Below are 26,969 nucleotides of genomic sequence, written 5' to 3' on the forward strand. Positions count from 1 at the left end.
CTACTTTGAAATTTACTTTCTTTTTATTTTCACTATATCTCCAAGGGTAGTATCTTTCTTAAGATGAGAAACTTCCTGTCCTGAGACCTCCACACGTTCAGTAAGTTTGATGTTAAGAGCATGTTCGAGTTTCTTTCGGACGGATTCCTCTGGTACGATTTCGCTGCGTTCGATCTTTTTGATCAAAGATACTTTTTCTTTGATACTTTCAGCTAGGTCTTCCTGAGACCAGCCTTTGGCTTCTCTGGCATCCCGGATAATCTGATCATAGTTATCCAGGAGTTCGTCTTTCAAAATATCGAAAAAATCCTTTTTTGGCCTATTTTCGGCTCGCGTTACCGTCCGAACCACCGGAGAGACTTTTCTTGATACGGGAGTCCGTTTATCAACGGGTTTACCGTAAGAGGCACATTTTTGGCAAACTTGGAGCTCGCTGTTATCAATTGTAATGCATATAGGCTTTCCGCGGATCTCTGCACCACATATTTCGCACTGCATATTGATCACTTCGAAAACGCTATATACGGTATGAACTTAAATATTATTCGGAGCTCCATGACGGAAAGTACCAGAAGTAAGGATGAAAGCATGCGCAGTCACCTTGGTAAGCCCGGACCTGTGTATGACGGAATCGAGCCTGGAGAGCTGGGGGAAGTAACTGAAAGCGTCCAGGACCGAATGAGGCAACTTGAAAGCCGAAACAGTTATCTGGAAGAGCAGTGCAGCCAGATTGAATCCGAAAAACGTTATCTGGAAAACCAGAAGATAAAATATGAACGGGAAATAAGAAAGCTGCAGTCTGAACTCGATCGGATGAAGACCTCTCCGCTCATCATTGGTACGGTCATTGATGTGATTAAGAATGATAGAATAATTGTCCGGAGCAGCAACGGACCTCAGTTTTTGGTTAACGTCTCACAATATATTGATGAGAAAAAACTGCTGCCAGGGGCAAAGGTTGCCCTTAACCAGCATACGCTTGCCATTGCCGAGGTTATTCCTTCAACGGAAGAGCCTTTTGTTGCTGCAATGGAAGTCCTCGAAAGCGTAGAAGTGGACTATGACCAGATCGGCGGTCTCGATGAGCAGATTCAGGAACTTCAGGAAGCAGTCGAGCTTCCTCTCATCGAGCCGGAAAGATTTGCCCGGATAGGTATTGAGCCTCCGAAGGGAGTGCTTCTTTATGGGCTTCCGGGAACAGGAAAAACTCTGCTTGCGAAAGCTGTGGCTCACAGAACTAATGCAACCTTTATTAGAGTTGTAGGTTCTGAGCTCGTGCAGAAATATATTGGGGACGGTTCCAAACTCGTAAGAGAAATCTTCGAGATGGCCCGGAAAAAAGCTCCGAGTATTATTTTCATTGATGAGTTGGACTCGATTGCTGCAAGGCGTTTGAATGAAACGACTGGAGCAGACCGTGAGGTTCAGAGGACGCTCATGCAGTTGCTGGCAGAGATGGATGGCTTTGATAAAAGAAGAAATATCAGGATTATTGCAGCAACAAACCGTCCTGATGTCCTTGATCCGGCAATTCTGAGACCAGGTCGTTTTGACAGGCTTGTCCATGTCCCAATGCCCGGGGTAGAAGCCAGAGGAAAGATTTTCAAAATCCACTGTGAGAGAATGACTCTTGCAGGAGACATCGACTTTAAAAGGCTTGCAAAAGCTACCGAAGGAATGAGTGGAGCAGACCTGAAGGCAATCGCCACTGAAGCAGGTATGTTTGCGGTGAGGAAAGACAAGGAACTGGTTGAGATGGAAGATTTCCTCGAGGCGGTCGAGAAGGTATCTATAGCTGCAGATACACAGAAGATGATGCCTGCCAGTCTTCCTGAAACTATGTTTGTGTAAAAAAATCACTGTTAAACCTAATGAAAAGCCCTTCAGGGGCTCATTTTTATCTTCGGCTTTTTTTACTTTGACTTGAGAGCTCAAGTTTTTTGCAGGAAAATTGAGGATTTTTTGGGAAAGGGGCTTTCATTGGAAAGCCTGTAAGGTAAACCCGACAAACTATTTTTGTAATCCAGACGTAAAAAGTACCGTGGATTCAGATTTTCATATCAAGCCAGAAATTCGAATTCTAGGTATAGATGATTCTGCGCTCCTCAGTGAAAAGGTGATGATAGTAGGGACTGTTTTTCGAGGAGGAGACTGGATTGACGGTGTCCTTCGTTCAGAGATTACAAAAGACGGGCTTGATGCTACTGATGTTATCTGCAAAATGATAAAGAAAAGTAAACATTACGGCCAAATAAGAGTAGTTATTCTCAACGGAATCACCTATGGAGGCTTTAACGTCGTCAATATACAGATGCTTTACAGGGAAACCGGAATCCCTGTAGTTGTAGTTATGCGGACCTATCCGGATTTTGAGAAAATCAAATCCGCCCTTAAATATTTTCCGGATGGAGAAGAGCGCTGGGCAATAATAAAGAGAGCAGGGAAAGTAGAAAAAATCTCAGGTGAAAAAAGTCCCATTTATGTCCAGAGAGCAGGCATAGGCCTGGAGACTGTAAAAAAGATTATCCGGCTCACATCGATCAGAAGCAATATTCCTGAACCTTTGAGGGTTGCGCATCTGATTGCGACAGGTATTATCCTGGGAGAGTCTAAAGGAAAAGCATAATTGTGCTCTAATAAAGAGAAAGGTAAAAATACAGAGACGGCTTCAGAAAAATAAAATAATAAAAAATAAACATTTTAGTTAAAGAAAATAAAAAAGATAAAGAATAAGTATAGTAATAAAACCGGATCATAATTATCTATAGAAAACCTAAGGCTAAGTAGGAAAATAGAAAAATTTGATAAAATTATTAAATAAATACAGTATAAGTTTAAAGACTGGAACAGGAAAACTATTAAATTGAAAACTGTATATGTGATGGTTAAAATACATGTGTTCCCTCTAAAAATACATTTATTCTTTACTACTAGTCATAAAAATTACCCCATAGAATGGAGGAAAACAGTAGCATGAGATCCATTGTGGAAGAAGCCCTTGCTCGATCTGCCCTGGAAGGACGCGCCGGGCAGAGAGAGTACTCAAATTTAGATTACTCTAACGTAATAGATTCAGATGTTGATTCTGAACTCGAAGAGATCCTCAGAAGCCTTAAAACAACTATCAAAGTGGTAGGTTGCGGAGGCGGTGGCTCAAACAGCATCCAGCGCATGATGGGTGAAGGAATACAGGGAGCGGACCTCGTTGCCTTGAATACCGATGCCCAGCACCTTCTTCATATCCGCTCCGGTAAAAAGATTCTTATCGGGAAAAAGAAAACCCGTGGACTTGGAGCTGGCAGTCTCCCCCAGATCGGAGAAGATGCTGCAGTCGAGAGTATCGATGAAATTAATAAAGTTGTCGAAGGCTCTGACATGGTCTTTATTACCGCAGGCCTCGGAGGAGGAACAGGCACGGGATCAGCACCTATAGTCGCTGAGGCCGCTAGAGATGCAGGAGCCCTTACAATCGCAGTCGTTACCCTACCCTTCAGTGTGGAAGGTCATGTACGCAGAACCAATGCAGAAGCCGGACTTGAACGCCTGAGAGATGTCGCAGACACAGTGATAGTAGTTCCCAACGATAAGTTGATCGAAGTAGTTCCGAGACTCCCGCTCCAGGCCGCCTTTAAAGTCTCAGATGAAGTTCTTATGAGAGCCGTAAAGGGCATAACCGAGCTGATCACAAAACCCGGACTTGTAAACCTCGACTTTGCAGATATTCGAACTGTTATGCAGAACGGAGGCGTTGCAATGATAGGGCTTGGAGAGTCCGACGGAGAAAACAAAGCTGTCGAATCCGTACAAAAAGCACTGCGTAGCCCTCTTCTTGATGTAGATATATCAGGTGCGACCTCTGCTCTTGTTAATGTGGTTGGAGGCCCTGACATGACAATTTCGGAAGCTGAGTCTGTCGTTCAGGAAGTTTACAGCCGGATAGACGCAAACGCCCGCCTGATCTGGGGTGCACAGGTTGATCCTGACCTCGAACAGACCGTACGTACCATGATCGTGGTTACAGGAGTAACATCTGCCCAGATTTATGGTCATGGAAATGACAAAGATATTACCTATAAATATGGAATTGATTTTGTAGAGTGATTATACCTGAGACAAAAGGGATTGAAATCATCGATTGGAGAAAAGTACTGTTTTCCTCTCTTTAAAATAAAAAAAGAGATAGGAATAAAAACCAATCGAAAACTATTTTTATGGTAAATGCCGTATGGTGCCGATACAATTCGACATCAAAAAAGAAATATTTCTACTGACGCGATTAACGCTTTGGAACAAATAGAAATCCAGCATCGAAATCTTTTTACGTTTTAAGAGTCGTGTCAGTGATATCTTCATATAATAGGAATTAATAATATAAACCGCCCGTTCCTTCCTTAAAATAAATCCAGAAATTCTATGTTTAAGAAGTATGAATTTCGGAAATGGAAAACCCATAGGAAGAACTCTAGGCAAAAATTAAAGAAAGATGAATAAAATAAAGAAAACCTGGATGTGAATTGATGGTAGAATCCACGTTTGAACCGAAAATAACTGCAGAAAGCGTTGGTCAGGTAATCCGGGCACACCTGAGAGTCCTGAAACTTACTAAAAAACCGTCCAGGGAAGAGTTCTTGACCATTGCCAAAGTTGCAGGTATTGGCATTCTGGCTGTGGGAGCAATAGGATTTATAGTATATGTACTGTTGACAATGTTGCCCCAGTGGGTGGCTCAATGAGTGAGGATTCCCAGATATTTGTAATCAAAACCACGGCAAACCAAGAAAGATCGGTTGCAACAGCCCTTGCCAGGGTTTCGAAAAAAGAGAAGCTGGATATAAGGGCAATTCTGGCTCCTGATGAGCTAAAAGGATATGTCCTAGTCGAAGCTCCTAAATCCGGAATCGTAGAACTGGCAATCCAGACTATTCCCCATGCGAGAGCTCTTGTGAAAGGGAGCTCTTCAATTGCTGAAATAGAGCATTTCCTTAAACCCAAACCAACAGTGACAGGGATCAAGGAAGGAGCAATAATTGAAGTCACTTCGGGACCCTTTAAAGGCGAGAAAGCCCGGGTTAAAAGGGTTGATGAAAGCCATGAGGAAATTACTGTAGAGCTGTTTGATGCTGTGGTTCCGATTCCCATCACGATTCGTGGCGATACTGTAAGGATACTGAAAAAAGAGAATGAGTGAAGTCACAGCGAGATGGAAAATACCGAAAATTCCAGCTTATTAATAAATACAATCACCAGTACTCAAAGTGGATCTAAACAGATCTGCAAACATTATACTTATTAAAACCGGTGAGACTCAGATGACAAGTATTGTTGAAGCACTTGTCCCCGGAGGAAAAGCAAATCCTGGACCACCTTTAGGTCCTGCGCTTGGTCCGCTTGGGGTCAATATAAAAGAAGTGGTCGAAAAGATCAATGAAAAAACCAGGGACTATAACGGTATGCAGGTTCCTGTAAAAGTAATTGTTGACGACAAGAAAAATGTCGAGATCGAAGTAGGTACTCCACCTACCGCGTCCCTGATCATGAAAGAGTTGGGGATTCAAAAAGGGTCAGGAAATGCAGGAAGCGAAGTTGTTGGAAACCTCAACGTTTCGCAAGTTGCAAAGATTGCCCGCATGAAAAAGGAAGATGTACTTTCCTATGATCTCAAGGCAACAATGAAAGAAGTAATGGGCACCTGTGTCCCTATGGGCGTGACCGTAGAGGGGGTTAAGGCTAAAGACAGCCAGAAGGCACTCGATCAGGGCAAGTTCGATGATGTGCTTGCCGGTGAGGAGTGGTAAACCTTCTCATCCCTTTACTGATTAATCCGAGATTTTTCTTATCACCAATAGTTTTAAATTGGATAGGACTAATAGCTCAAGAACCTTGCATATATCATTGCAATAAATAAAAAAAGGCAGTTATTAGTGGCTTATTATTAAGAATAACAGAATTCGGATTAATGGGAAAGCCCTAAGACCAACCGTAGTAAGCCGAAAAGGCTGCTTGGACATGTAAGTTCAAACACTACGGGGAGGAACAAGATGGCAGAAAAAAGCATACTGGAAGCTGTCAAGAAAGTACTTGAAGAGTCACCAAAGCGCAATTTCTCGGAAAGCGTAGACTTGGCGATTAACTTAAAGAATCTTGACATGAACCAACCAAAGAACAGAGTCGATGAAGAAGTAATTCTTCCTCACGGGCTCGGAAAAGAACTGAAGATCGGTGTTTTTGCAAAAGGTGATGTGGGCCTGAGAGCAAAGGCTGCCGGTGCTGCGTATGTTATTTCTGATGTTGAGCTCGATGAACTGGCGGCTGACAAAAACCAAGCCAGGACTCTTGCAAACGAATATGACCTTTTTATCGCAGAAACCCAGTTTATGCCAATAATTGGTAAGAATCTGGGTATTGTTCTTGGACCAAGAGGGAAAATGCCTATTCCGCTTTTACCTAACAAAGACATAGGCGAACTTATCCAGAGCAAACAAAATGCGGTTAGGTTGAGGTCAAAAGACAAGCTCACTTTCCACGTGCCTGTAGGCCGAAGGAATATGAATCCCGACGACCTTGCCGAAAACATTGAGACTATAGTGTCCAGACTGGAGCGTGTTCTGGACAAGGGCAGGCACAACCTGAGAACAGTCTATGTCACGACAACTATGGGAAAATCCGAAAGGGTGGTGTAAATGGCAGCGGAGAAACATCACACGGAGCACGTCCCAGAATGGAAAAAAGATGAGATAGAGAATATAAAAGAGCTCATCCGGTCCCATAAGGTCTTCGGAATGGTTGCGATTGAAGGCATTCTTGCAACCAAGATCCAGAAGATTCGCCGGGACCTTAAAGACGTTGCAGTGCTCAAGGTCTCAAGGAACACCCTTACTGAGCGGGCTTTAAACCAGCTTGGAGAAAGCATTCCCGAGATGAATAAATACCTTGACAAGCAGACTGCTCTGGTATTTACTAACGAAAGTCCCTTCAAGCTTTACAAAGTGCTCGAACAGACAAAAACCCCTTCTCCAATTAAAGGAGGCGCAATAGCTCCTGTGGATATAATTGTTCAGAAGGGACCTACCAGTTTCCCACCTGGTCCGATTCTCGGAGAACTCCAGAGTGCAGGAATTCCCGCTGCAATAGAAGCAGGGAAAGTTGCAGTAAGGGAAACGAAGGTTGTCTGTAAAGCAGGTGAGGCAGTCCCGCAAAAGCTCGCAACCATGCTTTCAAAGCTGGAGATATACCCTCTCATTGTAGGGCTGGACTTAAGAGCCGCCTATGACGATGGGACAATTTACGAGCCGGAACTCCTTGCAATTGACGAAAGCCAATACTTCTCTGATATTATCAGAGCAGCTCAGAACGCTTTCAATCTCTCTGTCAACACTGCATACCCGACAAGCGCAACAATCGGCACCCTGCTGGCAAAAGCCTTTGCAGAATCAAAGAACCTTGGTGTCAATGCTGTCGTGTTTGATTCCGGAGTCATGGACGCCTTGCTGGCAAAAGCCCATGTCCAAATGACATCCGTTGCATCCAAAGCCGCAGACAAAGATGCAAATGCCGTGGATGACCAACTGAGGGAAGTTCTCGGAGCAGCCGCAAGCTCAGCAGCCGCAGCAGCCAAGGCACCCGAGAAGAAAGAAGAAGTAAAGGAAGAAGAGGAAGAAGAGGAAGAAGACCACTCCGAAGAAGACGGAATGGCTGGTCTCGGTGCCCTTTTCGGATAAACAAATTTACGATAATTGAAACTTAGGTGATTAATGATGGAATATATATATGCAGCTCTCTTATTGCACAACGCTGGTAAAGCAATTACCGAAGAAGCAATCACTGCCGTTCTCCAGGCAGCAGGTATCGAAGTTAACGAAGCTAGAGTAAAGGCCCTTGTCGCAGCCCTTGAAGGCGTAGACATCGAAGAAGCAATTGCAAAGGCAGCATTTGCAGCTCCAGCAGCCGCAGCAGCCCCAGCAGCCGCAGCCCCAGCAGCAGAAGAAGCTCCTGCTGAAGAAGAGAAAGAAGAGGAAGAGGACCACTCTGAAGAAGACGGAATGGCCGGCCTCGGTGCTCTCTTCGGATAAACACAAATAAAACTTTGATACCTACAGCTCGCCCTACGGCGAGCATTCTTTTTTTCAATAGAAACTTTAGCAGTAGTTTAATAACGTAGAATTAGCTGATTTTAATATAGAATTCTTTATCTTTTCTAGTCAATTCTCTGTTATAATGTCCAATTTGTTTGGATTATAAAAACACAATCTGCTCAGGCTAAAAGCGATAATAGAGCCATTAGAGAATCGATACCAAAACTCATATTATTACAAATCATTAAAATTTTTTGAGTCATTTTCCTAATTAAAATAAGATTGATTTTCTAAAATCCAATATTCAAAGAAACTAATAAAGAGCTAATAAGGTATGCTTTTCAAAAGATTATAAGCTTAAATTTTGAAACTAACCTGTTATTTTTATTTATTGAATTGAACCCAGGCAGTAGAAAAAAATTTATATTCTGAAGTTAATACTGTCTCAAGTATATGTAAGATTTACGTATACTTTGGGAAACTTTTGAAATTAATAATTTTTTAAAGAAGTATGGATAGGCCGGTGGGACCCATCATCATCCACGTACTTAGAAAAGAAGATATGGGACCATCAGGGAGGAAGTAACCTCCAGCTTACAGTACACGTGAAAGGCCTCCAGAATGTGCACAACTGGCGGCTGAGGGTTGTAGATAGTGCAGCAGGAGACGAAGGATCGATAACCGAATTCTATGACCTGATAGGGTGAACAATTTTCACACGATTTTTATATTTTATGGCGATGATTTAATGAGGATAAAAATCGCACTGGCATTGATGTCTGCTATCTTTATGATGTACTGGGCTCTAATGTTAATAAGCTATATACGCTACTTATTGATAACAACATTAAATCTGTCTTTTATTGGTTTTATAAATTTAATGAGCATTATTTCATTTTTGGGTTCCGTTCTTTTTTTGGTGGAAACAAGAAAAGTACTACCCAGATGGTATCTGGCAGTCCCATTATGTATTTCTCTATTTATACTGGTTATCGTAAATCTTTGGATTATTTATAGTGGTAGAGAACTTCTTAGTGACCAGATCGGCATCGCAGAAACACTCGTGATGCTATTTATGGCGTTACTATCTCCGTTCTCGGCACTGGTCTTCTTATCTATGGATAGACATCCTGACTCGATGAATGTATATCTTGCAGTTTCATATGTAGCAAGTATGCTTTCGATGCTACTCCTTTTCTTCACGCTCAGTGGACTTTCACATTCACTTTCAAGAGGAGGGCCGACTTTTGATGCTGTTGTCGCTTTTCAGGCATTTTATTGGTGCTTTGTGATGCCGGTTATAGGAATGTGTTTTTTAGTTAGAGCAATAACATACAGGAATCCTGGAAACGTTTTAAGTCCGGTAACTGTTAAGCTCACTCAAAATTAGTTATGAATAAATTAGCAGTTAACTCAGTTTTTATTTATTTACAAGGAATTTTTCACACGATTCTTGGCAAATAACTTTGACTTAGCTTACTTTGATATCATATCTGGTCACTCTCTAGGTATTAAATGGTTTACAAATTATCCGCGAGCTTTGGCTCATAAGTCAGTAAGCTAGATGGAGTTGAAAAAATGTGTTACAAACTATCTCTCCAAAAAAAGGTTATAATAGAAAAGATAATGAATAATAAGCAGTCTTCTGCAAAAAAATAGATAAGAGATTTCTATGTCCCGATTTGACCCCATCCTGGCTTCGAGAGCGCTCTGGCAGATCCGAGTAAGAAAGCGTCCTTTTGTTCTCTCCCACGGTGTAAATGCCCGCTGCAATATGCGCTGCAAATTCTGTGAGTACTGGAAGAAAACCGGAGAAGAGCCAACTAGAGAAGAGATTTTCAAATTATTAGATGATGCGAGAGAATTCGGAATCGGAGTTTATAATGCCTGGACCGTAGAGCCACTCCTTCGGAAAGATCTGCCCCAGATTATGGCACATGCCAAAAAAATCGGACTAATCACTTCTATGGTCACAAATGGAAAACTGCTCTACGAGAGGGCAGAAGAACTAAGAGATGTGGACTATCTTTCAGTTTCCGTGGACGGGGTAGAGAGTTATAAAGAAATCCGCAAGATGGACTTCGAAACCCTGCTGAAGGGTTTAAAAAGAGCTATAGAGGTTAGAAAACTCCAGAAAAAGAAGAACCCAATCCTGATGAACTGCGTACTTACAGGGAAAAACCTGGACGACATCGAGACCCTTATTTTGCTTGCAAAAAAACTACGTGTAAAGGTTTCCTTCGAGCCTGTCCACGAGTTTCCAGGAATCAGTGAGGAGATCTGGAACGAAATCGGAATCCGTGATATGGAAAAATTCCGCAATACCGTTGACCGAATAATCGAGCTTAAGAAGCAACGCTACCCGATAATTAATTCAATAACGTACCTCAAAATGGTCAGGGACGAGGAAATGGACTACAGGTGCAGAGCCAGCGGGATTATTATGAATGTGACGCATGACGGCACCCTCGAAACCTGTCGTGTGCAGAATGAACCCCTTGGAAACGTTATCTGGGATGGCTTTCAGAGCGTCTGGGAAAACTCGGAAGAGCATAGAAAGGAAATTGTCAAAAATTGCCAGGGATGTCTCTTTTTTGGATATGCGGAAAACAGTTTAATGCAAAGCTTTAACCCTGAAGTTCTGATGCATTATGAGTGGATGTAACGCCCGAGTTCCGCCACCCGAGTCCCGTCCGGGGGGATGGTGCCCTTTTCGCTCGTTTCGTTCGCTCAAGTGGACTAAACCTTTGTAGGCATACTTTTTGTGAAAACTGGGCAAATCAAAATGCCTACAAAACGTTTTTTAATTTTATGGTTTCAAGACCTTCGTGCCTTGAATCTAGAGGCTTATGGGAGCATGAAAAGGAACGCTACCAAAAAGAATTATATAAAAATTGCTAAATATTATAGTAATAATCAGTTATTTGGGTTTATTTGCAGCAACTAGTGAAAAACACAGTTCTGGGAGAGTGTGAAGAGCTACCGGTCTTTCGGCTTTGAGAGAATCAAAATACCTTCGCAGCTATAAAGATACAAATATTCAAGAAAGATAAGAATTCTCCTTTGGGAAAAATCCATAAGGCATAAAACTTCTTTTGCTGTGAACTAATTTGGTTCTATCCTCCCGTTATTACTCTTTCCCTATTTGCTGACAGGAACCTTACCTTGTATCAGGAGAAAATTAATAGAATCGGACCAATGGAGGAAAAATCATGAAAATGAAAGGGAGTGGAACACGGTTAGATCCTATATGTAATATGGATGTTACAGAAAGAGATGTTACATACAAAAGTGACTACAAGGGAAGAACTTATTATTTTTGTTCGTATGAATGCATGAAGAGATTCCAAGATGACCCGGAAAAGTACGTCAGCTTTCATAGCAAGGAAGCTAAGGTATAAAGGCTTCTCTTTTACCTAGTTCTGTTTATTCAGCATCCTTAAAGCTTCAACCGTAGCCCACCTGACTTCAGGATCAGGATCATTTATGTTTTTGACAAGGGAGAGTTGTTGCTTTTTGATCACCTATTTTTGAGACAGTCTTTTCAGCATATCGTTTGACCTGGGGTTACTATTACCCACTGCCTGAATGAAAAGATGAAGACTTCTACATCTTCCAGAAGTGATCTGCAAGCTTTTTACATTATTTTTATTGCAACCTCATCCCCATTTTTAAGCCCGAACTGACGTGAAGCATTTCCTTTATTTACTGCAATTTCCAGAAAGCCATGACTGCCTATAAGGGCAAGGGGTTCCTCTGGCTTGACAAAACCATAGGTCTGAACAAAAGAAATCCTTCTGCCATTTACTTCTATCTGCGAGCCAAAAGTAGAGAATTTTAAAACCACTTCTTCCGGGATATTAGTGATTATATTTCCGAAGTTGTCTGCAAAAATAACCTCACCTACAAGGAAGGGACCATCAATTCCGAAATTTTCGAAATCAAGGTCAACAAAATCCGAGATTTCCGGGCCTACAGCCTTGATAGGCGTGCCTTTTGAAAGGTGAGCTCCTGTAGGCGCAAAAATATCCCTGCCATGGAAAGTTGCGGAAATTCCTGATTTGAGCATAAGTTCAGAATTTGTGATTTCGTAGACTTCCATTTCGCCAAGGCAGCGAGCTGCAGGGATCAGGAGCCCGTTGTCAGGGCCGATAAAAAACTGTTCTTCTCCTGCACGGCCTGCTTTTATGGCAAGAGCACGGCGAGAAGTCCCGACTCCGGGATCGATAACGCCAATATGCACGGTTCCCTGTGGGAAATACCGAACAAGAGAATAGAGCGCAAAAGCCCCTTCCCGGATTCCGGCCTGCCGGATGGAATGGGTTATATCGATAATCTGTACCGTCGGGTTTATTCCCAGAATAACGGCTTTCATGGCTGCGGGATAAAGGTCTCCAAAATCGGTAGTCAAGGAAATTAAGGGCATAACTATCACTAGGCTTTTTTCTATTTTATAATATACAAGGTTGGGAAATTATATTAAGATGTGAGAGAGTACATGTTGACATTGGAAATATAGAGAAAAATAGAAGAAGCATGAAGAAAATGAAATATAATAAAATATTATTCATACTAATTATCTTAAGCCTAGCTCTTCTTGCATTAGGATGCGAGGAAAAAATGAACGCTGGACCGATAGTAAAGTCTCTACAGGAACCTTCTACCGAATTCTATATTTTGGGACCTGAAGGGAGAGCTGAGAACTATCCTACTGAATATATACTCGGGGAGAATGGAACCCTAATTGTGGGAATTGTAAACCATGAGCAGAAGCCCGTAAACTATACGATGGAAGTCACGCTCGAAGAAACGCCTCTGCCTTTGCCGGCTGATTGGAAAAACGTATACCTCGAAAACAACGAGACACTGGAGAAAACTGTTACTATAACTCCTCCCTTTAAGGGAACGGACATGAGGCTTGCATTTTTGCTCTATAATGAAGACGAAAAGAACACATTTGAAGATAATATCAGCGTACCTTACAGGAACCTGAATCTATGGATAAATGTAACAACGCAGAATCTCTCGAAGAATACTTCAACTCCGTTAACGGCGACATAAGCAACTGAGCTGAGATTCAGCATCGAACTCTGCCTTCTCAAGAAAGCTGAAATTTAAAACTTCGAAATCCATAAAAAAGAAAGGTTAGCTTCTTGTTTCAGCGAAATCGGAGGACACATAGCCCTGTTCCACATTTTACGCAGGCAAAGAGATTGATTTCGGGAAAAGACATGATATTTCCTGAAACAGCCCTGAACAGCCTGAAAAAACCTGAAAAACCTTTTATCATGCGCTATTTTATGAGAATAATATGGTTTGAGAATAATAGATAGGTTACAGAAAAATGACAATAAGCGATGAAAATAACATCATTGAGATCTCAGGATATGGTCAATTTAAGTCACTTTTTAGGTCACTTGCCACTTATTTTCTTCAATTTTTTCTTCAAGTTTTAATAAAAATTCCTTTATATCCAGTCCACTGGCATAACCCGTAAGCTTTCCATCTGTGCCTATGACCCTGTGGCAGGGAATAATTATCGCGATTGGATTTCGGTTATTTGCAAGCCCTACAGCTCTATAAGCCCTGGGCTTTCCGATAGATACAGCTATTTCTTTATAAGTTCTGGTCTCCCCATAAGGGATTTCGCATAAAGCCTTCCAGACAGACTTTTGAAAATCCGTTCCCTCGGGAGCCAGCTTAAGATCAAAGGATTCGAGTTCCCCAGAAAAATAAGCTTCAAGCTGCCTGGCAGCCTCCCTGAAGAACTCTTTATTTTCTATCCAGTCTTCAGGGATTTTCACTTTCTTCTCGCCTTTCAGGAAAATAAGATGTTTTAGTCCTTCTTTATTCCCTGCCAGAAGAATGGGCCCAATTGGGGATTCTATTATATCGTAGTACATCTTATCCATCTCCAGTAGCGTTGCATGTAGTTTTATCTTTTCTGGTAGAAATGCCTATTCAATTCCAGCAAAAGGAAGCCTGCTGGGCAGGATAGAATTGTAATAACTGGAAAACAGCTGGAGATAAATGTTCTCCCGAAAAAAGAAAAGAAATTGAAGGTTAAGGGCACTTAAGTGCCCGTGAACACCATCAAGCGTTTTATCTGAACATTAAAAGTGTTTTACCTAAAGTATTCAAGTTCATTTGTTTTTAGATTCACCTATCCAGAAAAATCCAGAAGTATTTAGATTTTTTGCAGCAGAATAAGAATCATTTGCACTCATCTCTGCTTCCAGTTCATTGAGTTCCTGAATCCTCAACTCAACAACGTCCATTGCATCTTCAAAAAGCTGCCTGTTAATTTCAATTCCGAAATATTTCTTGAGTTTTTCTTCAGGCGGAATCGTTGTACATGCAGAGAGGTACGCAATGTAGTTTTTGTTGAAAATTTCGGGATCTTCCCTGTACTGTTTGAAAAGGGAGAGAGTTATTGCCTTTGAGACCGCGTAGTTGAAGGTATAGTAATTGTTTGTTAAGTAAATATGGTTAATATAAGCCCATTCCGCAGAATCCTCATCGTAGAATTCAATTGAGTCGCCCCCATACTCTTTAGAGAGGTTTGTCCAGATTAAATTGAGGTCTGCTCCGCTGGCTGTTCCGTTTTCAGCGCAGAATTGATGTGCTTTATATTCAAATTCCGTAATCATAGGCTGGCGAGTAGAGTAGTTCTGGTATTCTCCTATATGCTGGGAGAGAACATTAATTGCGGTTTCTTTATCGGAATTTTGAACCACGTAATCAACAAAAAGTTCTTCGTTGAAAGTGGAAGGGATCTCCATTTCATAAATCGGGCCTGAACAGTTAACGAATAAAAATAATTTTTGACATTTTTAAGGCAATAATGTAAAAAGATATCGATTTAATCTGCCAGAGTTACAAAAACTTACATTAGAGAATAACAGTTAAAATATATAAATAATACGAAAAATATGTTACTGAAAAAGAAAGTAAAAAGAAATGGAGAAAAAAAATCAAATGAAGAAAGAAAAAGCCACACGAGTGAGAAAAAGCACGAAAAGTGGTTTAAAAAGAATTAGATAAGTAAAGCCTGAGGGCCTTACTCTGTGATTTACTATACCTGCTTATTTTGCGAGGTTGTAATTCTGGTTGACGATCTTCAGAGCGCAGAAGTTACCGCACATTGTGCAGGCGTCAGAATCTTCGGGAGATCTGCTGTTCCTGACTTCTCTTGCATGTTCAGGGTCGATTGCAAGGGAGTACATCTTTTCCCAGTCAAGTTCTCTTCTAGCTCTACCCATAGCAAGATCCTGTTCTCTTGCCCTGTCTGGGTACTTTATCATGTCTCCTACGTGAGCTGCAATCTTTGAGGTTTTGACTCCTGTGATGACATCTTCAAGGTTTGGAAGAGCGAGGTGTTCCGCAGGAGTTACATAGCAGAGGAAGTCACAGCCATATGAGGCAGAAACCGATGCTCCGATTGCAGTTACGATATGGTCGTAACCTGGTGCGATGTCAGTTACAAGTGGACCGAGCATGTAGAAGGGCTTGTGACCGCTCATTTCTTTCATGAGCTTTACGTTGGTTGAAATCTGGTCTAATGGGACGTGACCAGGACCTTCGACAATTACCTGTAAACCCTGCTTATGGGCTTTCTCAGCCAGTTCGGAGTTAATAATTAATTCCTGGATCTGGGCACGGTCAGTTGCATCGTGGATTGCACCTGCACGCATTCCGTTTCCGGTGGAGAGGACTACTTCATGTTCCTTGAGGATTTCAATGAGGTAATCAAAGTGCTCATAAAGAGGATTTTCCTTTTCGTTGTGAAGCATCCAAGAAGTCATGAATGCGCCACCACGGGAGCAGAGACCGCCGTACCTGCCGTGGGCTTTAAGCCGGTCCATAGTGATATTATTGATTCCGGTGTGGATTGCCATGAAGTTGGTTCCAAGTTTTGCCTGGTCTTCAGTTGCCTTGAAGAGCTCCTCTTCGGTCATGTCTACAATTGAACCGTATTTTCTTGCAGCTTCAATGAAAGCTTGGTAAAGAGGCACTGAACCAACTGAAAGAGAAATGCTGTCAATAACTTTTTTCCTGATTGCAAGGAAGTCTCCACCGGTTCCGAGCTCCATAAGGGTGTCTGCACCTGCGGCTTCGGCAGCCTGTGCTTTTTTAACTTCCATGTCTGCATCAACAATGTCTGAAGATACACCGATGGATGCATTGACCTTAGTCCTGAGCCCTTCTCCTATACCGCAGATCTTTACCTGTCTGTATGGAGAGGTTGGAATAACAATTCTTCCGGCTGCTACACCACGACGGATGAATTCAGGGTCAAGTCCTTCATCCTTTGCAACGATCTTCATTTCTTCAGTAATAATCCCTTTCTGTGCATCTTCCACTATTGTCATATTACTAACCTCAAACTTTATGTTACCTGTAAATATGTCTGTAAGATCAATCTGGAACTAAGGCAAGTGTGAGTTAGATCATAAAAGGCGCGTAATTATATATAACACTTTTTAAAAAATTAACTTTAACCTTACTCAAGTTTACTTTACTTCAACGCCCATAGATATCGAAAAAATATGAAACATATGATTAAAATAAATATATTATAAATTGATGCCAAACTCCTTTTGAGTAAAAGACAAGAAAAATTGTTTTAAATTGAAAATTGAAGAAGGCAGATTTATAGTAAAATCAGGCATAATATAGATTCTAACGGGAGAAAAACAAGACCTCAATTTTCTATATTCAAAAATTAGTTTACTCTTTTGAACTATTATCTATTGGCAAATCCATTGACAAACGTCGTCATAACTAAATTTGCATAGTTTCTATGCATATTTAATACTTGTATCATCCCAAAAAATCATTTATTTACTCCTAGTTGTGGAGTTCAAATGGTCTGGAAAGTTTGCTTGAACTCCACAAAAACATTTAATTAATATTATAAATTTTATTAATGAAGTATAAGGAACACCCAGTTTTGTTACTGTTAAGAAGTTTCATTAACATAATTAGGAATTTTATAGTTAATATTCTAGACTTATTTAGGTATTGCCATAAAATAAAATTCCTGTCCCAGAGTGCCCTTTACTTTTAAAAAGCCTGTGCCACTAGTAGTTTTTTTTATTTCGTTCAGGTACTGGCCCCTGTATTCTTTGGGCCACTCCCCAGGGTCATTATTTGCTTCCAAACGGATGTGGAAATATATCGGTGCTCCTTGTCTACATTCACTTACATAGACATAACTGTCATAAGTCGGATTTGAGGCATACCTGGTGTATTCTCCATAAGGGATTACAGAAATATTCGAAATATTTTCAACTGGGAATAATATTGGACTTTTGTTACTTATAGGATCAAAAATATCAAAATAGTCTGCAACAAAATTTGCACTAAAAGAAATATCCTGGAGCACGGATTCATTTGTCCTGAATCCAAGCATATATCCTTTCTCAGTTTCTGCAATGAAGGTTGTCCACCCTTCTGGTGTTGTTTTGTTGTCAAAGATTTCAGTTGCATTTTCAAAATAGGGACCTTTGCGGTATTGTTCAGGCCAATTGTTGATTTCGTGCATCAGCTTCTGAGTAAAACAAGGGTCTTTTTGAGCTGGGGGAGTAAAAAATCTGCCTTCTTTTGTTGCAGGAATCGGAACCATTATTATGGTGGGTCCCAGTACATCTCTTCCGGAAAGGCCCCCTACACTGACACTATATCCACAATTATATCGTTGACCTCTGTCTCTCCAATCTATTAAATCCATATAACCTGAGTGAAGAAAAATGCTCACGGGAATGATTCCCACAAGAATAATAAAAAATATAGCAATAAAATAGCGATCTTTTTTCGTCATGTTTATTACTCCCTCAAAAGAACAAAATCGGCAAGGCTTTTTCATACTCACTCGAATGTTGTGATACAATCTTTGCTTTTTGACTATTTTCTTTTAGTGGATACTTATTCAACCATTCTACAAATGCATCGGAACGAAAAATCAAACCATACTTCTTGCCGTCTTTATAAAACCAGTATGAATGGTTGACAGCCTTGTTGGAAAGCCATTTGTGAAATTGATCTTGATAATGTCCAGCATTTTCTATTATTGTTTGCGGAACATCTATAATATCCGCGTCAATGTCAAATTGTATGACTAGTAGCATTTTATTTACCTCTCAGAATTACGGTACAATTTCGACACTTGCAAGTGGATACTGTAATGACATTGAATTATTCCAAAGTACTTCATATTCGTTGGCATACATGAAAATCTCCTATTCCAAAGCCGCTATTTGATTATGTTTCATATCATTAGACCTCAAAATAGAGTCTGCCAAATGACGACTTTTTATATGCCATTCAAAACAGCCGCGTCCCGCCATAGTTCCTGTAAATCCATCCCTTTGCAAATCTTCGCAAATCTTCGCAAGCTTTTTGAGCCTTAATGACACTGATATGTAATGATTTGGTCAACTCTCGCATGGATGAAAGCGGATCACCTGTTTGAAGTTCACCGCCGTTGCCGTAATTACTTGCAGTTTGAGATTGTCTTTTTCATTTTATTTTTTCTTCATTGGAAACATAGCAATTGCCAATATAACCAAAGAAAATTTTTTGCTGACTTTTCATCTGCCTTGAGTAAGTACCAATAAGGAAATTTAAGTATTATATTCAGTGTTATAATCGGTTCTGGCTCTGGGACACTATAGTCTATTTCATCAACCGCTGTATCATTTGTCTTTTCAGTTAATTTTTCGGCACTCGCTGCTGGCACAAACGCTATGCTTACCAGCAGCATTGCCAAAATCAATACTCTTAGTCCAAGTTTCTTCTTTATTATCATATCTTTACCTAGTTTCTTTACTCCAGAAGCAGGATCAAGCAAGCCTTAAGTACTTACAAGTCTATGATTTTCTTGCGTCCGGGCATATGGAGTTCAGATCGGCTTTGAAAGGTTATGTTTTGACCAAACTCTCTAACAATCTTAGAGAGAAGGAAATTTACAGACCTGAAATAGGAAAACAAAAATCGATTAGAATTTTAGACAGAACTTACTTATAGGATAATCACTGCCGGCTGTTTCTTACCTAAGCTTTAGATTTCGAGTTAACCTATTGAAAGTGTAAGCTGTACGCTTTCTAAAAGAGGAAAACAGGAAGCAAATTTATAAATCACACAATATATAGATTAAACAATAATTTTGAAACTAGCATAATACATATCATATTTTCAGAAAGTAATAGAGAAATCATTAGTACAATTGATACTATAGGCTATTATAATAGTTTCTAAATTCTAAAGAAGTAACTAAGAATTTAAAAAAATATAGGTTGAAAGAATAAAATTCTCTTATTTTTTCTGTTTATTCATTTCCATAATTAACTGGACTGTTTGCCTATGGAGAGTTAATACGAAATCACTCAAAGTCCCGAAGATAAACATCTGAAGGCCGAATATGATCAGCAGAGTTGTAAGAATGGTAAGCGGGATATGATCGATTCCCCGGAACCACTCGACTACAACAAAGGTTCCTGTGAACAAACCTGCCATGATTAAGATGAACCCTATAATTCCAAAGTAAAACATTGGATTATGTAATTTTGCAAGATTGTAGATTGTAGACCCAATCCTAAATCCGTCTTTTACCGGATTTAGTTTGGTTGCACCTTTTTTACTTCTCGGCAGGTAAGTAATAGGGACTTCTTCGACCCTCTGCTTTTTAAGAATACATTCCACAGAGATTTCGGTCTCGATTTCGAAACCTGTCTTATTAAGTTCGAGTTCCTTTACACTCTCGAGCGTGAATGCACGGTAACCTGAGAGAATATCTTTTAATTTCACGCCATATGCAACGTCAAAAAACATATTTATCAGACGGTTGCCCACAAGATTGAGCTTCGTAAAAGCTCCAGGGGAGTAATTCTCCAGCCGGTTGCCTATAACGTGGTCTACTCGGCCTTCCAGCACAGGCTTGAGAAGGGAACGTGCCTCTCGGGCAAGATATGTGCCATCGCCATCTACCATTACTACATATGGGCTTTCTATAAGTCTGAAAGCCTGAATCATTGCCTGCCCTTTACCTTTTCCGGTCTGCATGACAACTTTTGTGCCTTCAGCTGCTGCAATTTGCCCTGTACCATCCTTACTATTCCCATCAATTACCAGAATGTTGGAAAAGCCTTCTTGCCTGAAGTCCTTGATAAGCTGCCCTATTGTTGCAGCTTCGTTCAGGGTGGGAATAAGAATACAAACATCTGCACTGTTCACGCTTCCACATATCCTTGCCGGGACCTCTACTCGCGTCACAGAATCCATTTTATTGTAAAATCGTATAAATCATTTATTTCCAGAAAAGGGTATAAAATATATTGAGGGTTATTATAAAAGCCCCATGTTGTCAAGCTGCTGACGGACGACTTCGACACCCCTTTCACAATCTTCAGGGGTCTTGCCGCCTGTAACTACCAGTTTTCCGGAGCTGAAAATAAGCACAACTACTTTGGGTTCATCAATTCTGTATACAAGGCCAGGGAATTGCTCAGGCTCATATTCAATGTTTTCGAGTCCAAGCCCTATTGCAATTGCATTAAGGTTCAAAATAGTATGCAGATCTGCGGAAGCAACAATGTTCTGGACAGTAATCTGGGGGTTCTCAATGGTCTTAATCCCGATACTGTTCAGCTTTTTAGCCATATTACCTATGACTGTATGTACATCGTTAACATTTTTGGCCCCAGTACAGACAACCTTACCGGAAGTAAAGACCAGGAATGCAGCTTTAGGATCTGAAACCCTGTAAACGAGTCCGGGGAACTTCTGCTTGTTATACTCGGCCCCTTCGAACTTGGATTCGATATCATTTAAGTCGAATTCTTCAGCGAGTTTGGTGGATGCAACCACATTTTCGATCTTGATGCTAGATTCGCTCATTAGTCAACCCTCAGTATATAAAGCAAAGGTAATATTCTCTAACCAGTATATAAGGCTATAGTTAAATACCCAGTATCCTATATAAATACACTATATATAGGATATAAATACGACAGAAAAACTTAAATTAAAGGCGCCCGTGATTCAAAAAAAATTAAATATATAAAAGGAAGCTATTTATCATTTCAGGAACCAGAGTTTTCGAACTTCTTGAGACCTTCAAGAATAGAATCATACTTTACACAGACTCTCTGGAGAAGGTCACCCTCAACACTACGGTGAGTGGGTATCAGGATCTGAGCTCCTTTTTCGATTTTAACCCCGCTTTTTGAAATACCATAGTCAGGTGCGATAAGGACTCCATCTGCGGAAATTCCAAGAGAAAGGTCGTTTACGATTCTTGAAACCATTTCAGTTGCCGGTTTTACCTTTTTCTCAATAAGAACAGCAGAAGAAGTATATCTCTCCCTAGTATCGTTAATTTTCTTAATACTGTTCTCCACTATTTTGAGGTCCACTTCATCAGGAAGTTCTTCAGCGAGTAGGGCGATTGCTTCTATGAGGTCTTCAAAAGTTGTTGAATGCATCTCAAGGATTTCTCCATCGCAATAATGCCGTACATTATCGGCGTACCCGGCTGAAATCACGACCACATCTGCCTCAAGCAGGTGGGAGATTTCTTCCTTTGAGGGTGAGTAGGCATTTACTACGAAGTATTCCCTGATCCCGCACATATTCATAAGAGATTCGTACATGGGAGTTACTGCAATGGTCTTCTTTCCTATCCAGAGATTGATTTCACTCTGCTCGCCCTGAGATTTCAAAAGTTCAAGGATTTTCTCTTTTATGGCACTCGGATCATTTCTTTTAAGTCCGAAATAATCTGCAAAAAGAGGGGTTGTGGAAAGCTGCCTGCTTCTCCCACAAGGCACGGATTCTACAAAGCCTCGTTCTATAAGGTCCTTTATATGGTCGTAAGCTCCGCTTCCTCTCATATCAATAAGGTCTGACTGGAGCAGGGGCTGGTGATAGGCAATCATAGAAAGAGTACGAAGTTTCGGGGCTGAAAGCTCTTTTGGAGCAACTTCCCGCATAAGCTCAGAGTATTCAGGCTTGACCTGCATGACATATCGCTCCCCAAGATCAAGAATCTCTATACTGGATCCTCGGGAAGAATAAGCCTCTGTCAATATCTGTATTGCCGAAAGAACGGCTTTCTTGGGTTTTCCTGTGATTTTCGTAAGCTTTTCGAGGCTTACTGCCCTACCAGCAGCAAAAAGCGCGGCTTCGATGATCTCAAGCTCACTCATAAATCTCACTTCCAGAAAAAGAATAAAAGTATTCTTTATTCAGATTAATTAGTAATAGGATGGATTTAATCAATAATTTATACATTTTTTAAATAAGATGGTGTTCCAAAGTTTAAATAATATTCAAGGTGCGGTTAACTTAGGCTCTTCATCCAGATTTTCGTGTGTATAGATTTCCACTGTAGACTCCTGTCCCGAAGAGCCTTCAATTTCAGTTTTTGGGAGTTCGGCTCTTGATTGTGTCACCATCTTATGAAAAAGAGGTGGATTTGCTTCAGTGGAGAAGCCGGATTCCTCTCCCGGATAGATATATAACTCCTCGAAAAATTCTTTCTGGAAAAGCCAGATCTTCCTGCTTGAGGCAAGGAAAAGAAGAGAAAGATAATCCATAATCCGGTCTTCGCTTATTTCCAGAAAACTGGAAAAGGCTACTACAGACTGCTTCTTAAATAATTCGGTAAGCTTTTCCCACATCAGGGACAGCCGAGAGCTAATAGCCTCGTCATGAGCAATGCCCAATACATCCCCTGTAGTGAGCTGAGGACGAAGATTGGATTCTTCTGAAACCTTGCTGGCTTTTTTTTCTTTTTTTCTTGAGAGGCTTTTTTCGGCTTTTTTGAGTTCAAGAATTAGTTCATTGAGTGTTACTGGCCTTGTGGAAATACGCCGGACAGGAAGCTTCGGAATAGGAAACTCCTCAGGCTCAGGGGAATCGAAATCGTCAGGAAAATCAGACTCAAATTCATCGATCTCTTCCTCCTCGACCTCAAGGATTCCCAAAGATTTCATGCGAAGAAGAATAGCAGAATAAAGAAGTGTCCTTGAAGAAATTCTAAGGTCCATCTTCTTGAGCTCTTCCACTCTTCCCAGGAAACTGTCAGTAAGCTGTACGATATCAATATCCCAAGGATCGATCTTTCCGCCTCTTGCAAGCTCAACCAGTATACCCAAGGGTTCGTATGTCTCAAACTCCGAAATATCAAGCAAGTTCCAATCAATTCCAAGGCACGAAAGAGTACCTGGCAGCCCATAAGTTTCTGGATCCGCAAAAAGATAGTCGTTTTCCCCGGATTCACTAACCTTACGAGCTTGGAGTTGAGGAAGTTCAAACGCTGCCCCAGCATTATTCATAAGTTCAGCCATTAAGCTTCACCCCGGTAATGCTGGTAAGGTTATTTTCCTGCATTGTAACTCCTATCGTCCTGGAAGCGGCCTGAATCATAGGTTTTCTTAAGGAAACAACAATAAACTGGACTTTTGATCCAGAGGTTTTAACACGCCTTGAAACCCTTTCCACATTCCAGCCGTCCAGAAACATATCAATTTCATCAAAAGCATAGAAAGGAGCAGGACGGTATTGCTGGATGGCAAAAATGAAAGCAAGTGCGGTAAGACTTTTTTCTCCTCCAGACATTGCCTCGATTCTTTGGAGAGTTTTTTCCTTGGGCTGCGCCCGAAGAGTCATACCCCCTGCAAAAGGGTCATCAGGGTCATCGAGCAAGAGTTCACCCATGCCGTCAGAAAGCTCATGGAAAATCTCCTTGAAATTGGAATTAATGCCCGTGTAAGCTTCCATAAACGCATCCCGCTTTAACTGCTCATATTGGTCGATGCGCTCAAGGAGCTGCTCTCTCTCGGTAAAGAGAATATCCCGTTTTTCCTGTAAATCCGAAAGCCTTAATTCTACCTCATTGTACTCGTCAATTGCTCGCATGTTTACGGGCTCAAGCCGCCGGAGAGCTTCATCTATTGCCTGAATCCGCATGTAAACGGTCTCGTAATTCGGAACTTCATCAGTTTCCTCTATGCCTCTTTTGAGAATTTCTTCAAGAAACTGCTTTTCCTGGTCAAAAAGAGCATTTCTCGTAGCTGTGAGCGTAAGTACCTGCTGCTTTGCTTTTTCAAGCGTAGTCGACGCAATACTTACCCTACGCTTGACCGCATTGTATTCGGCCTGAACTTTCTCCCGTTCTTGCTGGAGCCCTAGAAGTTCATCCGAAAGTTCAACTTCCCTGGCTTTCTTTTCCTCGAGCTTTGCCTCAAATTCCTTTATTTTTATTTTAAGAGAGTGAACTTTCTCCAGTTTTGAAGCTTTCTTCTCATCAAGCTCTCTGATAAGTTCCTTCGCTTCGGCAATCTTCTGTTCAGCATATTCTTTTTCAAGCTGCAAGGCATTTAGAGTAGCTTCGGTATCCCGGATGCGCCCCTCAAGCCTGCGCAGTTCCTCGTCAACGAATTCTAGCTTTTTATTAATTTCAGGTAGAGGAGAATCCGCAAGTTTTGCTTCAAGTTCGGAGATCTGCGTCTCAAGTTCGAAGACAACCTTTTCCTTGTCGGCTTTTTCCGCAATTACCCTTTCCATTTCAGCCCCTAATTCGGTTCTTGATTCCTCAATTGCTTTAAGGTCAGCTTGTTTGGATTCAAGAAGTTCAGCAAGTTTTGTCTCCCTGCCTGCGATCTCCTCAAGCTGGTGCTCCTTTCTTGAAATTGTAGCCTCACAATCCCGAATTTTCCGGCTCAACTCGAAAAGATGGCTTTCGATGTTGTCCTGCTTGCTTATGGCTGCATTTCGGCTCGCATCCAAGGACTTAATTTCCTCTGCAAGTTCAAGCAGTTTATCTTTTTCTGCAGCCGCAAAAGAAATTCCCGATTTAGAGGAGACTGACCCTCCTACCATTGCTCCACTTTTCTCCAGAAGTTCACCTTCAAGGGTTACCATTCTTGCCTTTCCCATGAGGCGGCGGGCACTTGCAAGGTTTTCCATAACAAGAGTGTCCTGGAAAACATACCAGAAAGCAGGCTCAAAATGGGAATCAAATTCGATAAGGTCAATTGCGTACCCTATTACTCCGTTTTCATAACTGAGATTTTCAAGCGGTCTAGGTGCTTTCATTTTGTTGAGAGGAAGGAAAGTAGCTCGCCCTTCTTTTCTGCGCTTGAGATATTCGATTGCTTCAGCAGCATCTGCATCTGTATCCACTACAATAGCCTGCATCCGGTTTCCTGCAGCAATCTCCAGAGCTGTGGAGTATTGCCTGTCCACTCTTCCAAGCTGGGCAATAGTTCCATGAATTCCGAAAAGGTCTTCCTGCCTTGCAGCTAGTATCACACTCTCCACAGCCCTGGAAAAGCCTCTGCCCTGTTCAGAAGCACGCACTCTTGCTTCCGTAATCGTGTATTCCTGCTGTAGACTATGAAGCCGGCTCTCAAGTTTCCTGATATCTTCCTTTATCCTGAAATGGCTGCTTTCGATATCATCACGATCACGAATAAGGGATTCCAGATTTTCGGAAAGCTTTTCAAGCTCGTACCTGACAGAAAGCGTATCACTGTCAGAAGTAGCAACAGCTGCTTCGGCGTCCCTTATCTGGTTTTCAATCTCCCGGAGTTCCGAAGATTTTCTCCGGAGGGTATCAAGAAGCCTATCCTCGGTTCGGATTAGCTCGTTTTTCTCGTTTTTTACATCCTCAAGCTTCTTCCTGGCAGTCATGAGTTCGTCCCGTGTAGCAGCAAATTTTGCGTCTACATCCGCAATCCTACTCTGGAGCAGCATGCGCTCGGTTTTGCGCTCGGAAAGTTCGGAAGAAATGCTATCTTTTCTAAGGTTTTCGGCTTCAATTTTTTCTTCGAGTTCCCCGACCTTGCCCTTGGTGGAATCGATATCTACAAAGGCTTTCCTGCGCCTGGAGTCAGCTTCCTCAAGTTCAGATTCCGAAAGCTCGATACTATCTACACAGCGAGAAATTTCTCCCTTAGTCTCTTCGATATCCTTCTTTATCTGAAGCTGTTCATCCTCTCCTTTTTTCCGAATCTCAAGAGAAAGACTTTCCAGGGCTTCTTCAAGGGCCTGAAGCTCCTGCATTCTTTCGTTCAGAAGGAGCTGGACTTTTTCGAGATGTTCTTCCTTTCCTGCAAGTTCCTTATCCACATTCTGCAGTTCAGCCCTTGCGTCCTTGAGTTTAGACAGAAGGACATATCCTTCAAATTTGACTTTTTCAGCCTTAAGTGCCTGGTATTTTAAAGCCTGGTCGCGTTCCCCTGCCAGTTTTTCTAACTGAGTGCGTACCTCTTCAAGGATTATATCCACACGCTCAATTTGCTGTCTTACAACTTCCAGTTCCCCAAGCGCCTTTTGCTTACGTTCATCAAATTCTGCAACCCCTGCGATTTCATCGATAATCTTTCTTCTTTCTACAGAGGACATGGAGATAATCTGCGTAACATCTCCCTGCATAACCACATTGTAACCTTCAGGCGTTATTCCAGCTTTTGCAAGCTGGGAATGGATTTCTCCAAGACTTACGGCTTTCCCATTAAAATAAAAATAGCTATAGTATCCGCTTTTCGTCCGCCGGATCTTTCTTGAGACTTCAACCTCATCAAGTTCCAGAGGTAACTTATGGTCAGAGTTGTCAAAACGGATCGTGACCTGAGCAAAGTCAGGCTTTTTTGATGTATCACCGTTGTAAATCAGATCGGTAAGTTTTTCAGCCCGAAGAGTCCTTGAACTGGTGAGCCCCAGTGCAAAAAGAATCCCGTCTATTATGTTAGACTTCCCACTCCCATTTGGGCCCGAAATTGTAGTAAAGTCATTATAAAAGGGAATCTTTACTTTTTTTCCGAAAGACTTAAAATTAACAAATTCAATCTCTTTTATATACACAGAATGCCTCTGCAATTTTACGTTTTT

At 41.4% G+C, this 26,969-nt stretch carries 27 protein-coding genes; 13 read left to right on the forward strand and 14 right to left on the reverse strand.

What is annotated here, in order from left to right; all coding sequences use genetic code 11:
* Nucleotides 1-12 precede the first annotated feature (12 nt).
* Entirely contained in the window at nucleotides 13-498 is a 486-nt protein-coding gene (locus tag BP549_RS10155; protein WP_292380331.1) for a multiprotein bridging factor aMBF1, read from the reverse strand.
* Between the two features lie 57 nt (nucleotides 499-555).
* Here BP549_RS10155 and BP549_RS10160 point away from each other — a divergent pair, with 57 nt between their 5' ends.
* From BP549_RS10160 to BP549_RS10215, 12 genes are all read left to right on the forward strand, one after another.
* A complete protein-coding gene (locus tag BP549_RS10160) occupies nucleotides 556-1,851 on the forward strand; it encodes a proteasome-activating nucleotidase (RefSeq protein ID WP_292376385.1) in 1,296 nt (431 codons plus the stop codon).
* 190 nt (nucleotides 1,852-2,041) lie between these two features.
* Nucleotides 2,042-2,626, forward strand: a complete 585-nt coding sequence (locus BP549_RS10165; RefSeq protein WP_292380334.1) for a DUF99 family protein — start codon at nucleotides 2,042-2,044, stop codon at nucleotides 2,624-2,626.
* A 347-nt stretch (nucleotides 2,627-2,973) separates the two neighbouring features.
* Nucleotides 2,974-4,101 (forward strand): cell division protein FtsZ, encoded by a 1,128-nt coding sequence (gene ftsZ, locus BP549_RS10170; RefSeq protein ID WP_292376389.1) that lies wholly within the window; start codon nucleotides 2,974-2,976, stop codon nucleotides 4,099-4,101.
* A gap of 416 nt (nucleotides 4,102-4,517) precedes the next feature.
* Nucleotides 4,518-4,733, forward strand: coding sequence for a protein translocase SEC61 complex subunit gamma (locus tag BP549_RS10175; protein WP_292376391.1), 216 nt, complete (start codon nucleotides 4,518-4,520; stop codon nucleotides 4,731-4,733).
* Complete coding sequence (locus BP549_RS10180) at nucleotides 4,730-5,188, forward strand: transcription elongation factor Spt5 (RefSeq protein ID WP_292376393.1); 459 nt, start codon at nucleotides 4,730-4,732, stop codon at nucleotides 5,186-5,188. The genes BP549_RS10175 and BP549_RS10180 overlap by 4 nt, the downstream gene beginning before the upstream one ends.
* A 121-nt stretch (nucleotides 5,189-5,309) precedes the next feature.
* Nucleotides 5,310-5,795, forward strand: a complete 486-nt coding sequence (locus BP549_RS10185) for a 50S ribosomal protein L11 (RefSeq protein ID WP_292376394.1) — start codon at nucleotides 5,310-5,312, stop codon at nucleotides 5,793-5,795.
* Between the two features lie 243 nt (nucleotides 5,796-6,038).
* Nucleotides 6,039-6,680, forward strand: coding sequence for a 50S ribosomal protein L1 (locus BP549_RS10190; protein WP_292376396.1), 642 nt, complete (start codon nucleotides 6,039-6,041; stop codon nucleotides 6,678-6,680).
* Nucleotides 6,681-7,718 carry a 50S ribosomal protein L10 gene (locus tag BP549_RS10195; protein WP_292380337.1) on the forward strand — a complete coding sequence of 346 codons (1,038 nt, stop codon included), beginning with the start codon at nucleotides 6,681-6,683 and terminating at the stop codon, nucleotides 7,716-7,718.
* 36 nt (nucleotides 7,719-7,754) lie between these two features.
* Nucleotides 7,755-8,069 carry a 50S ribosomal protein P1 gene (gene rpl12p, locus BP549_RS10200; protein ID WP_292376787.1) on the forward strand — a complete coding sequence of 105 codons (315 nt, stop codon included), beginning with the start codon at nucleotides 7,755-7,757 and terminating at the stop codon, nucleotides 8,067-8,069.
* Nucleotides 8,070-9,135: 1,066 nt separating this feature from the next.
* Nucleotides 9,136-9,462, forward strand: a complete 327-nt coding sequence (locus tag BP549_RS10205) for a hypothetical protein (protein ID WP_292380339.1) — start codon at nucleotides 9,136-9,138, stop codon at nucleotides 9,460-9,462.
* Between the two features lie 282 nt (nucleotides 9,463-9,744).
* Entirely contained in the window at nucleotides 9,745-10,737 is a 993-nt protein-coding gene (locus tag BP549_RS10210) for a radical SAM protein (RefSeq protein WP_292380341.1), read from the forward strand.
* 547 nt (nucleotides 10,738-11,284) lie between these two features.
* Nucleotides 11,285-11,473, forward strand: a complete 189-nt coding sequence (locus tag BP549_RS10215; protein ID WP_292380344.1) for a YHS domain-containing protein — start codon at nucleotides 11,285-11,287, stop codon at nucleotides 11,471-11,473.
* Between the two features lie 15 nt (nucleotides 11,474-11,488).
* On the opposite strand, the gene BP549_RS15895 is transcribed toward BP549_RS10215, so the two are convergent.
* On the reverse strand, nucleotides 11,489-11,596 hold the full coding sequence (locus tag BP549_RS15895) for a HEAT repeat domain-containing protein (RefSeq protein ID WP_394339077.1): 108 nt from the start codon (nucleotides 11,594-11,596) through the stop codon (nucleotides 11,489-11,491).
* A gap of 113 nt (nucleotides 11,597-11,709) precedes the next feature.
* Nucleotides 11,710-12,498, reverse strand: a complete 789-nt coding sequence (locus BP549_RS10220) for an SAM hydrolase/SAM-dependent halogenase family protein (protein ID WP_292380346.1) — start codon at nucleotides 12,496-12,498, stop codon at nucleotides 11,710-11,712.
* An 89-nt stretch (nucleotides 12,499-12,587) separates the two neighbouring features.
* On the opposite strand from BP549_RS10220, the gene BP549_RS10225 reads away from it, so the two are divergent.
* Nucleotides 12,588-13,133: a DUF1616 domain-containing protein gene (locus BP549_RS10225; RefSeq protein WP_292380797.1), complete on the forward strand. Its 546-nt coding sequence runs from the start codon at nucleotides 12,588-12,590 to the stop codon at nucleotides 13,131-13,133.
* Nucleotides 13,134-13,480: 347 nt separating this feature from the next.
* On the opposite strand, the gene BP549_RS10230 is transcribed toward BP549_RS10225, so the two are convergent.
* The 11 genes from BP549_RS10230 to smc all read right to left on the reverse strand — a co-directional run bounded on the left by BP549_RS10230 (nucleotide 13,481) and on the right by smc (nucleotide 26,942).
* A complete protein-coding gene (locus BP549_RS10230) occupies nucleotides 13,481-13,975 on the reverse strand; it encodes a methylated-DNA--[protein]-cysteine S-methyltransferase (protein WP_292380800.1) in 495 nt (164 codons plus the stop codon).
* A gap of 240 nt (nucleotides 13,976-14,215) precedes the next feature.
* On the reverse strand, nucleotides 14,216-14,854 hold the full coding sequence (locus tag BP549_RS10235) for a M3 family metallopeptidase (protein ID WP_292380348.1): 639 nt from the start codon (nucleotides 14,852-14,854) through the stop codon (nucleotides 14,216-14,218).
* A gap of 303 nt (nucleotides 14,855-15,157) precedes the next feature.
* Complete coding sequence (gene thiC / locus BP549_RS10240) at nucleotides 15,158-16,444, reverse strand: phosphomethylpyrimidine synthase ThiC (RefSeq protein WP_292376413.1); 1,287 nt, start codon at nucleotides 16,442-16,444, stop codon at nucleotides 15,158-15,160.
* A 641-nt stretch (nucleotides 16,445-17,085) separates the two neighbouring features.
* Nucleotides 17,086-17,895: a hypothetical protein gene (locus tag BP549_RS10245; protein ID WP_292380350.1), complete on the reverse strand. Its 810-nt coding sequence runs from the start codon at nucleotides 17,893-17,895 to the stop codon at nucleotides 17,086-17,088.
* Nucleotides 17,896-17,908: 13 nt separating this feature from the next.
* On the reverse strand, nucleotides 17,909-18,202 hold the full coding sequence (locus BP549_RS10250; RefSeq protein ID WP_292380353.1) for a hypothetical protein: 294 nt from the start codon (nucleotides 18,200-18,202) through the stop codon (nucleotides 17,909-17,911).
* 407 nt (nucleotides 18,203-18,609) lie between these two features.
* Nucleotides 18,610-18,924, reverse strand: coding sequence for a hypothetical protein (locus tag BP549_RS10255; protein ID WP_292376419.1), 315 nt, complete (start codon nucleotides 18,922-18,924; stop codon nucleotides 18,610-18,612).
* Between the two features lie 464 nt (nucleotides 18,925-19,388).
* Complete coding sequence (aglJ, locus tag BP549_RS10260) at nucleotides 19,389-20,306, reverse strand: S-layer glycoprotein N-glycosyltransferase AglJ (RefSeq protein WP_292380801.1); 918 nt, start codon at nucleotides 20,304-20,306, stop codon at nucleotides 19,389-19,391.
* Nucleotides 20,307-20,417: 111 nt separating this feature from the next.
* Nucleotides 20,418-20,969 carry a TATA-box-binding protein gene (locus BP549_RS10265; protein ID WP_292380354.1) on the reverse strand — a complete coding sequence of 184 codons (552 nt, stop codon included), beginning with the start codon at nucleotides 20,967-20,969 and terminating at the stop codon, nucleotides 20,418-20,420.
* Between the two features lie 185 nt (nucleotides 20,970-21,154).
* The gene (gene scpB / locus BP549_RS10270) at nucleotides 21,155-22,279 is read right to left on the reverse strand and encodes an SMC-Scp complex subunit ScpB (RefSeq protein ID WP_292380358.1); all 1,125 of its coding nucleotides are present in this window, start codon (nucleotides 22,277-22,279) and stop codon (nucleotides 21,155-21,157) included.
* A gap of 123 nt (nucleotides 22,280-22,402) precedes the next feature.
* Complete coding sequence (locus BP549_RS10275) at nucleotides 22,403-23,422, reverse strand: segregation and condensation protein A (RefSeq protein WP_292380360.1); 1,020 nt, start codon at nucleotides 23,420-23,422, stop codon at nucleotides 22,403-22,405.
* A complete protein-coding gene (gene smc / locus BP549_RS10280) occupies nucleotides 23,415-26,942 on the reverse strand; it encodes a chromosome segregation protein SMC (protein WP_292380363.1) in 3,528 nt (1,175 codons plus the stop codon). The genes BP549_RS10275 and smc overlap by 8 nt, the downstream gene beginning before the upstream one ends.
* Between the last annotated feature and the right edge of the window lie 27 nt (nucleotides 26,943-26,969).

Origin of the sequence: Methanosarcina sp. UBA289 (assembly GCA_002496565.1) — an archaeon.
GTDB lineage: Archaea > Halobacteriota > Methanosarcinia > Methanosarcinales > Methanosarcinaceae > Methanosarcina.

What these genes read in the sequence shown, in the direction of transcription:
- BP549_RS10215 (WP_292380344.1), top strand. Translation starts at nt 11,285, where the DNA reads ATGAAAATGAAAGGGAGTGGAACACGGTTAGATCCTATATGTAATATG.
- BP549_RS10175 (WP_292376391.1), top strand. Translation starts at nt 4,518, where the DNA reads ATGGTAGAATCCACGTTTGAACCGAAAATAACTGCAGAAAGCGTTGGT.
- BP549_RS10220 (WP_292380346.1), bottom strand. Translation starts at nt 12,498, where the DNA reads ATGCCCTTAATTTCCTTGACTACCGATTTTGGAGACCTTTATCCCGCA.
- BP549_RS10160 (WP_292376385.1), top strand. Translation starts at nt 556, where the DNA reads ATGACGGAAAGTACCAGAAGTAAGGATGAAAGCATGCGCAGTCACCTT.
- BP549_RS10275 (WP_292380360.1), bottom strand. Translation starts at nt 23,422, where the DNA reads ATGGCTGAACTTATGAATAATGCTGGGGCAGCGTTTGAACTTCCTCAA.
- rpl12p (WP_292376787.1), top strand. Translation starts at nt 7,755, where the DNA reads ATGGAATATATATATGCAGCTCTCTTATTGCACAACGCTGGTAAAGCA.
- BP549_RS10210 (WP_292380341.1), top strand. Translation starts at nt 9,745, where the DNA reads ATGTCCCGATTTGACCCCATCCTGGCTTCGAGAGCGCTCTGGCAGATC.
- BP549_RS10250 (WP_292380353.1), bottom strand. Translation starts at nt 18,202, where the DNA reads ATGCTACTAGTCATACAATTTGACATTGACGCGGATATTATAGATGTT.
- BP549_RS10190 (WP_292376396.1), top strand. Translation starts at nt 6,039, where the DNA reads ATGGCAGAAAAAAGCATACTGGAAGCTGTCAAGAAAGTACTTGAAGAG.
- BP549_RS10180 (WP_292376393.1), top strand. Translation starts at nt 4,730, where the DNA reads ATGAGTGAGGATTCCCAGATATTTGTAATCAAAACCACGGCAAACCAA.
- BP549_RS10185 (WP_292376394.1), top strand. Translation starts at nt 5,310, where the DNA reads ATGACAAGTATTGTTGAAGCACTTGTCCCCGGAGGAAAAGCAAATCCT.
- BP549_RS10155 (WP_292380331.1), bottom strand. Translation starts at nt 498, where the DNA reads ATGCAGTGCGAAATATGTGGTGCAGAGATCCGCGGAAAGCCTATATGC.
- BP549_RS10245 (WP_292380350.1), bottom strand. Translation starts at nt 17,895, where the DNA reads ATGACGAAAAAAGATCGCTATTTTATTGCTATATTTTTTATTATTCTT.
- BP549_RS10265 (WP_292380354.1), bottom strand. Translation starts at nt 20,969, where the DNA reads ATGAGCGAATCTAGCATCAAGATCGAAAATGTGGTTGCATCCACCAAA.
- BP549_RS10235 (WP_292380348.1), bottom strand. Translation starts at nt 14,854, where the DNA reads ATGGAGATCCCTTCCACTTTCAACGAAGAACTTTTTGTTGATTACGTG.
- scpB (WP_292380358.1), bottom strand. Translation starts at nt 22,279, where the DNA reads ATGAGTGAGCTTGAGATCATCGAAGCCGCGCTTTTTGCTGCTGGTAGG.
- BP549_RS10195 (WP_292380337.1), top strand. Translation starts at nt 6,681, where the DNA reads ATGGCAGCGGAGAAACATCACACGGAGCACGTCCCAGAATGGAAAAAA.
- ftsZ (WP_292376389.1), top strand. Translation starts at nt 2,974, where the DNA reads ATGAGATCCATTGTGGAAGAAGCCCTTGCTCGATCTGCCCTGGAAGGA.
- BP549_RS10230 (WP_292380800.1), bottom strand. Translation starts at nt 13,975, where the DNA reads ATGTACTACGATATAATAGAATCCCCAATTGGGCCCATTCTTCTGGCA.
- thiC (WP_292376413.1), bottom strand. Translation starts at nt 16,444, where the DNA reads ATGACAATAGTGGAAGATGCACAGAAAGGGATTATTACTGAAGAAATG.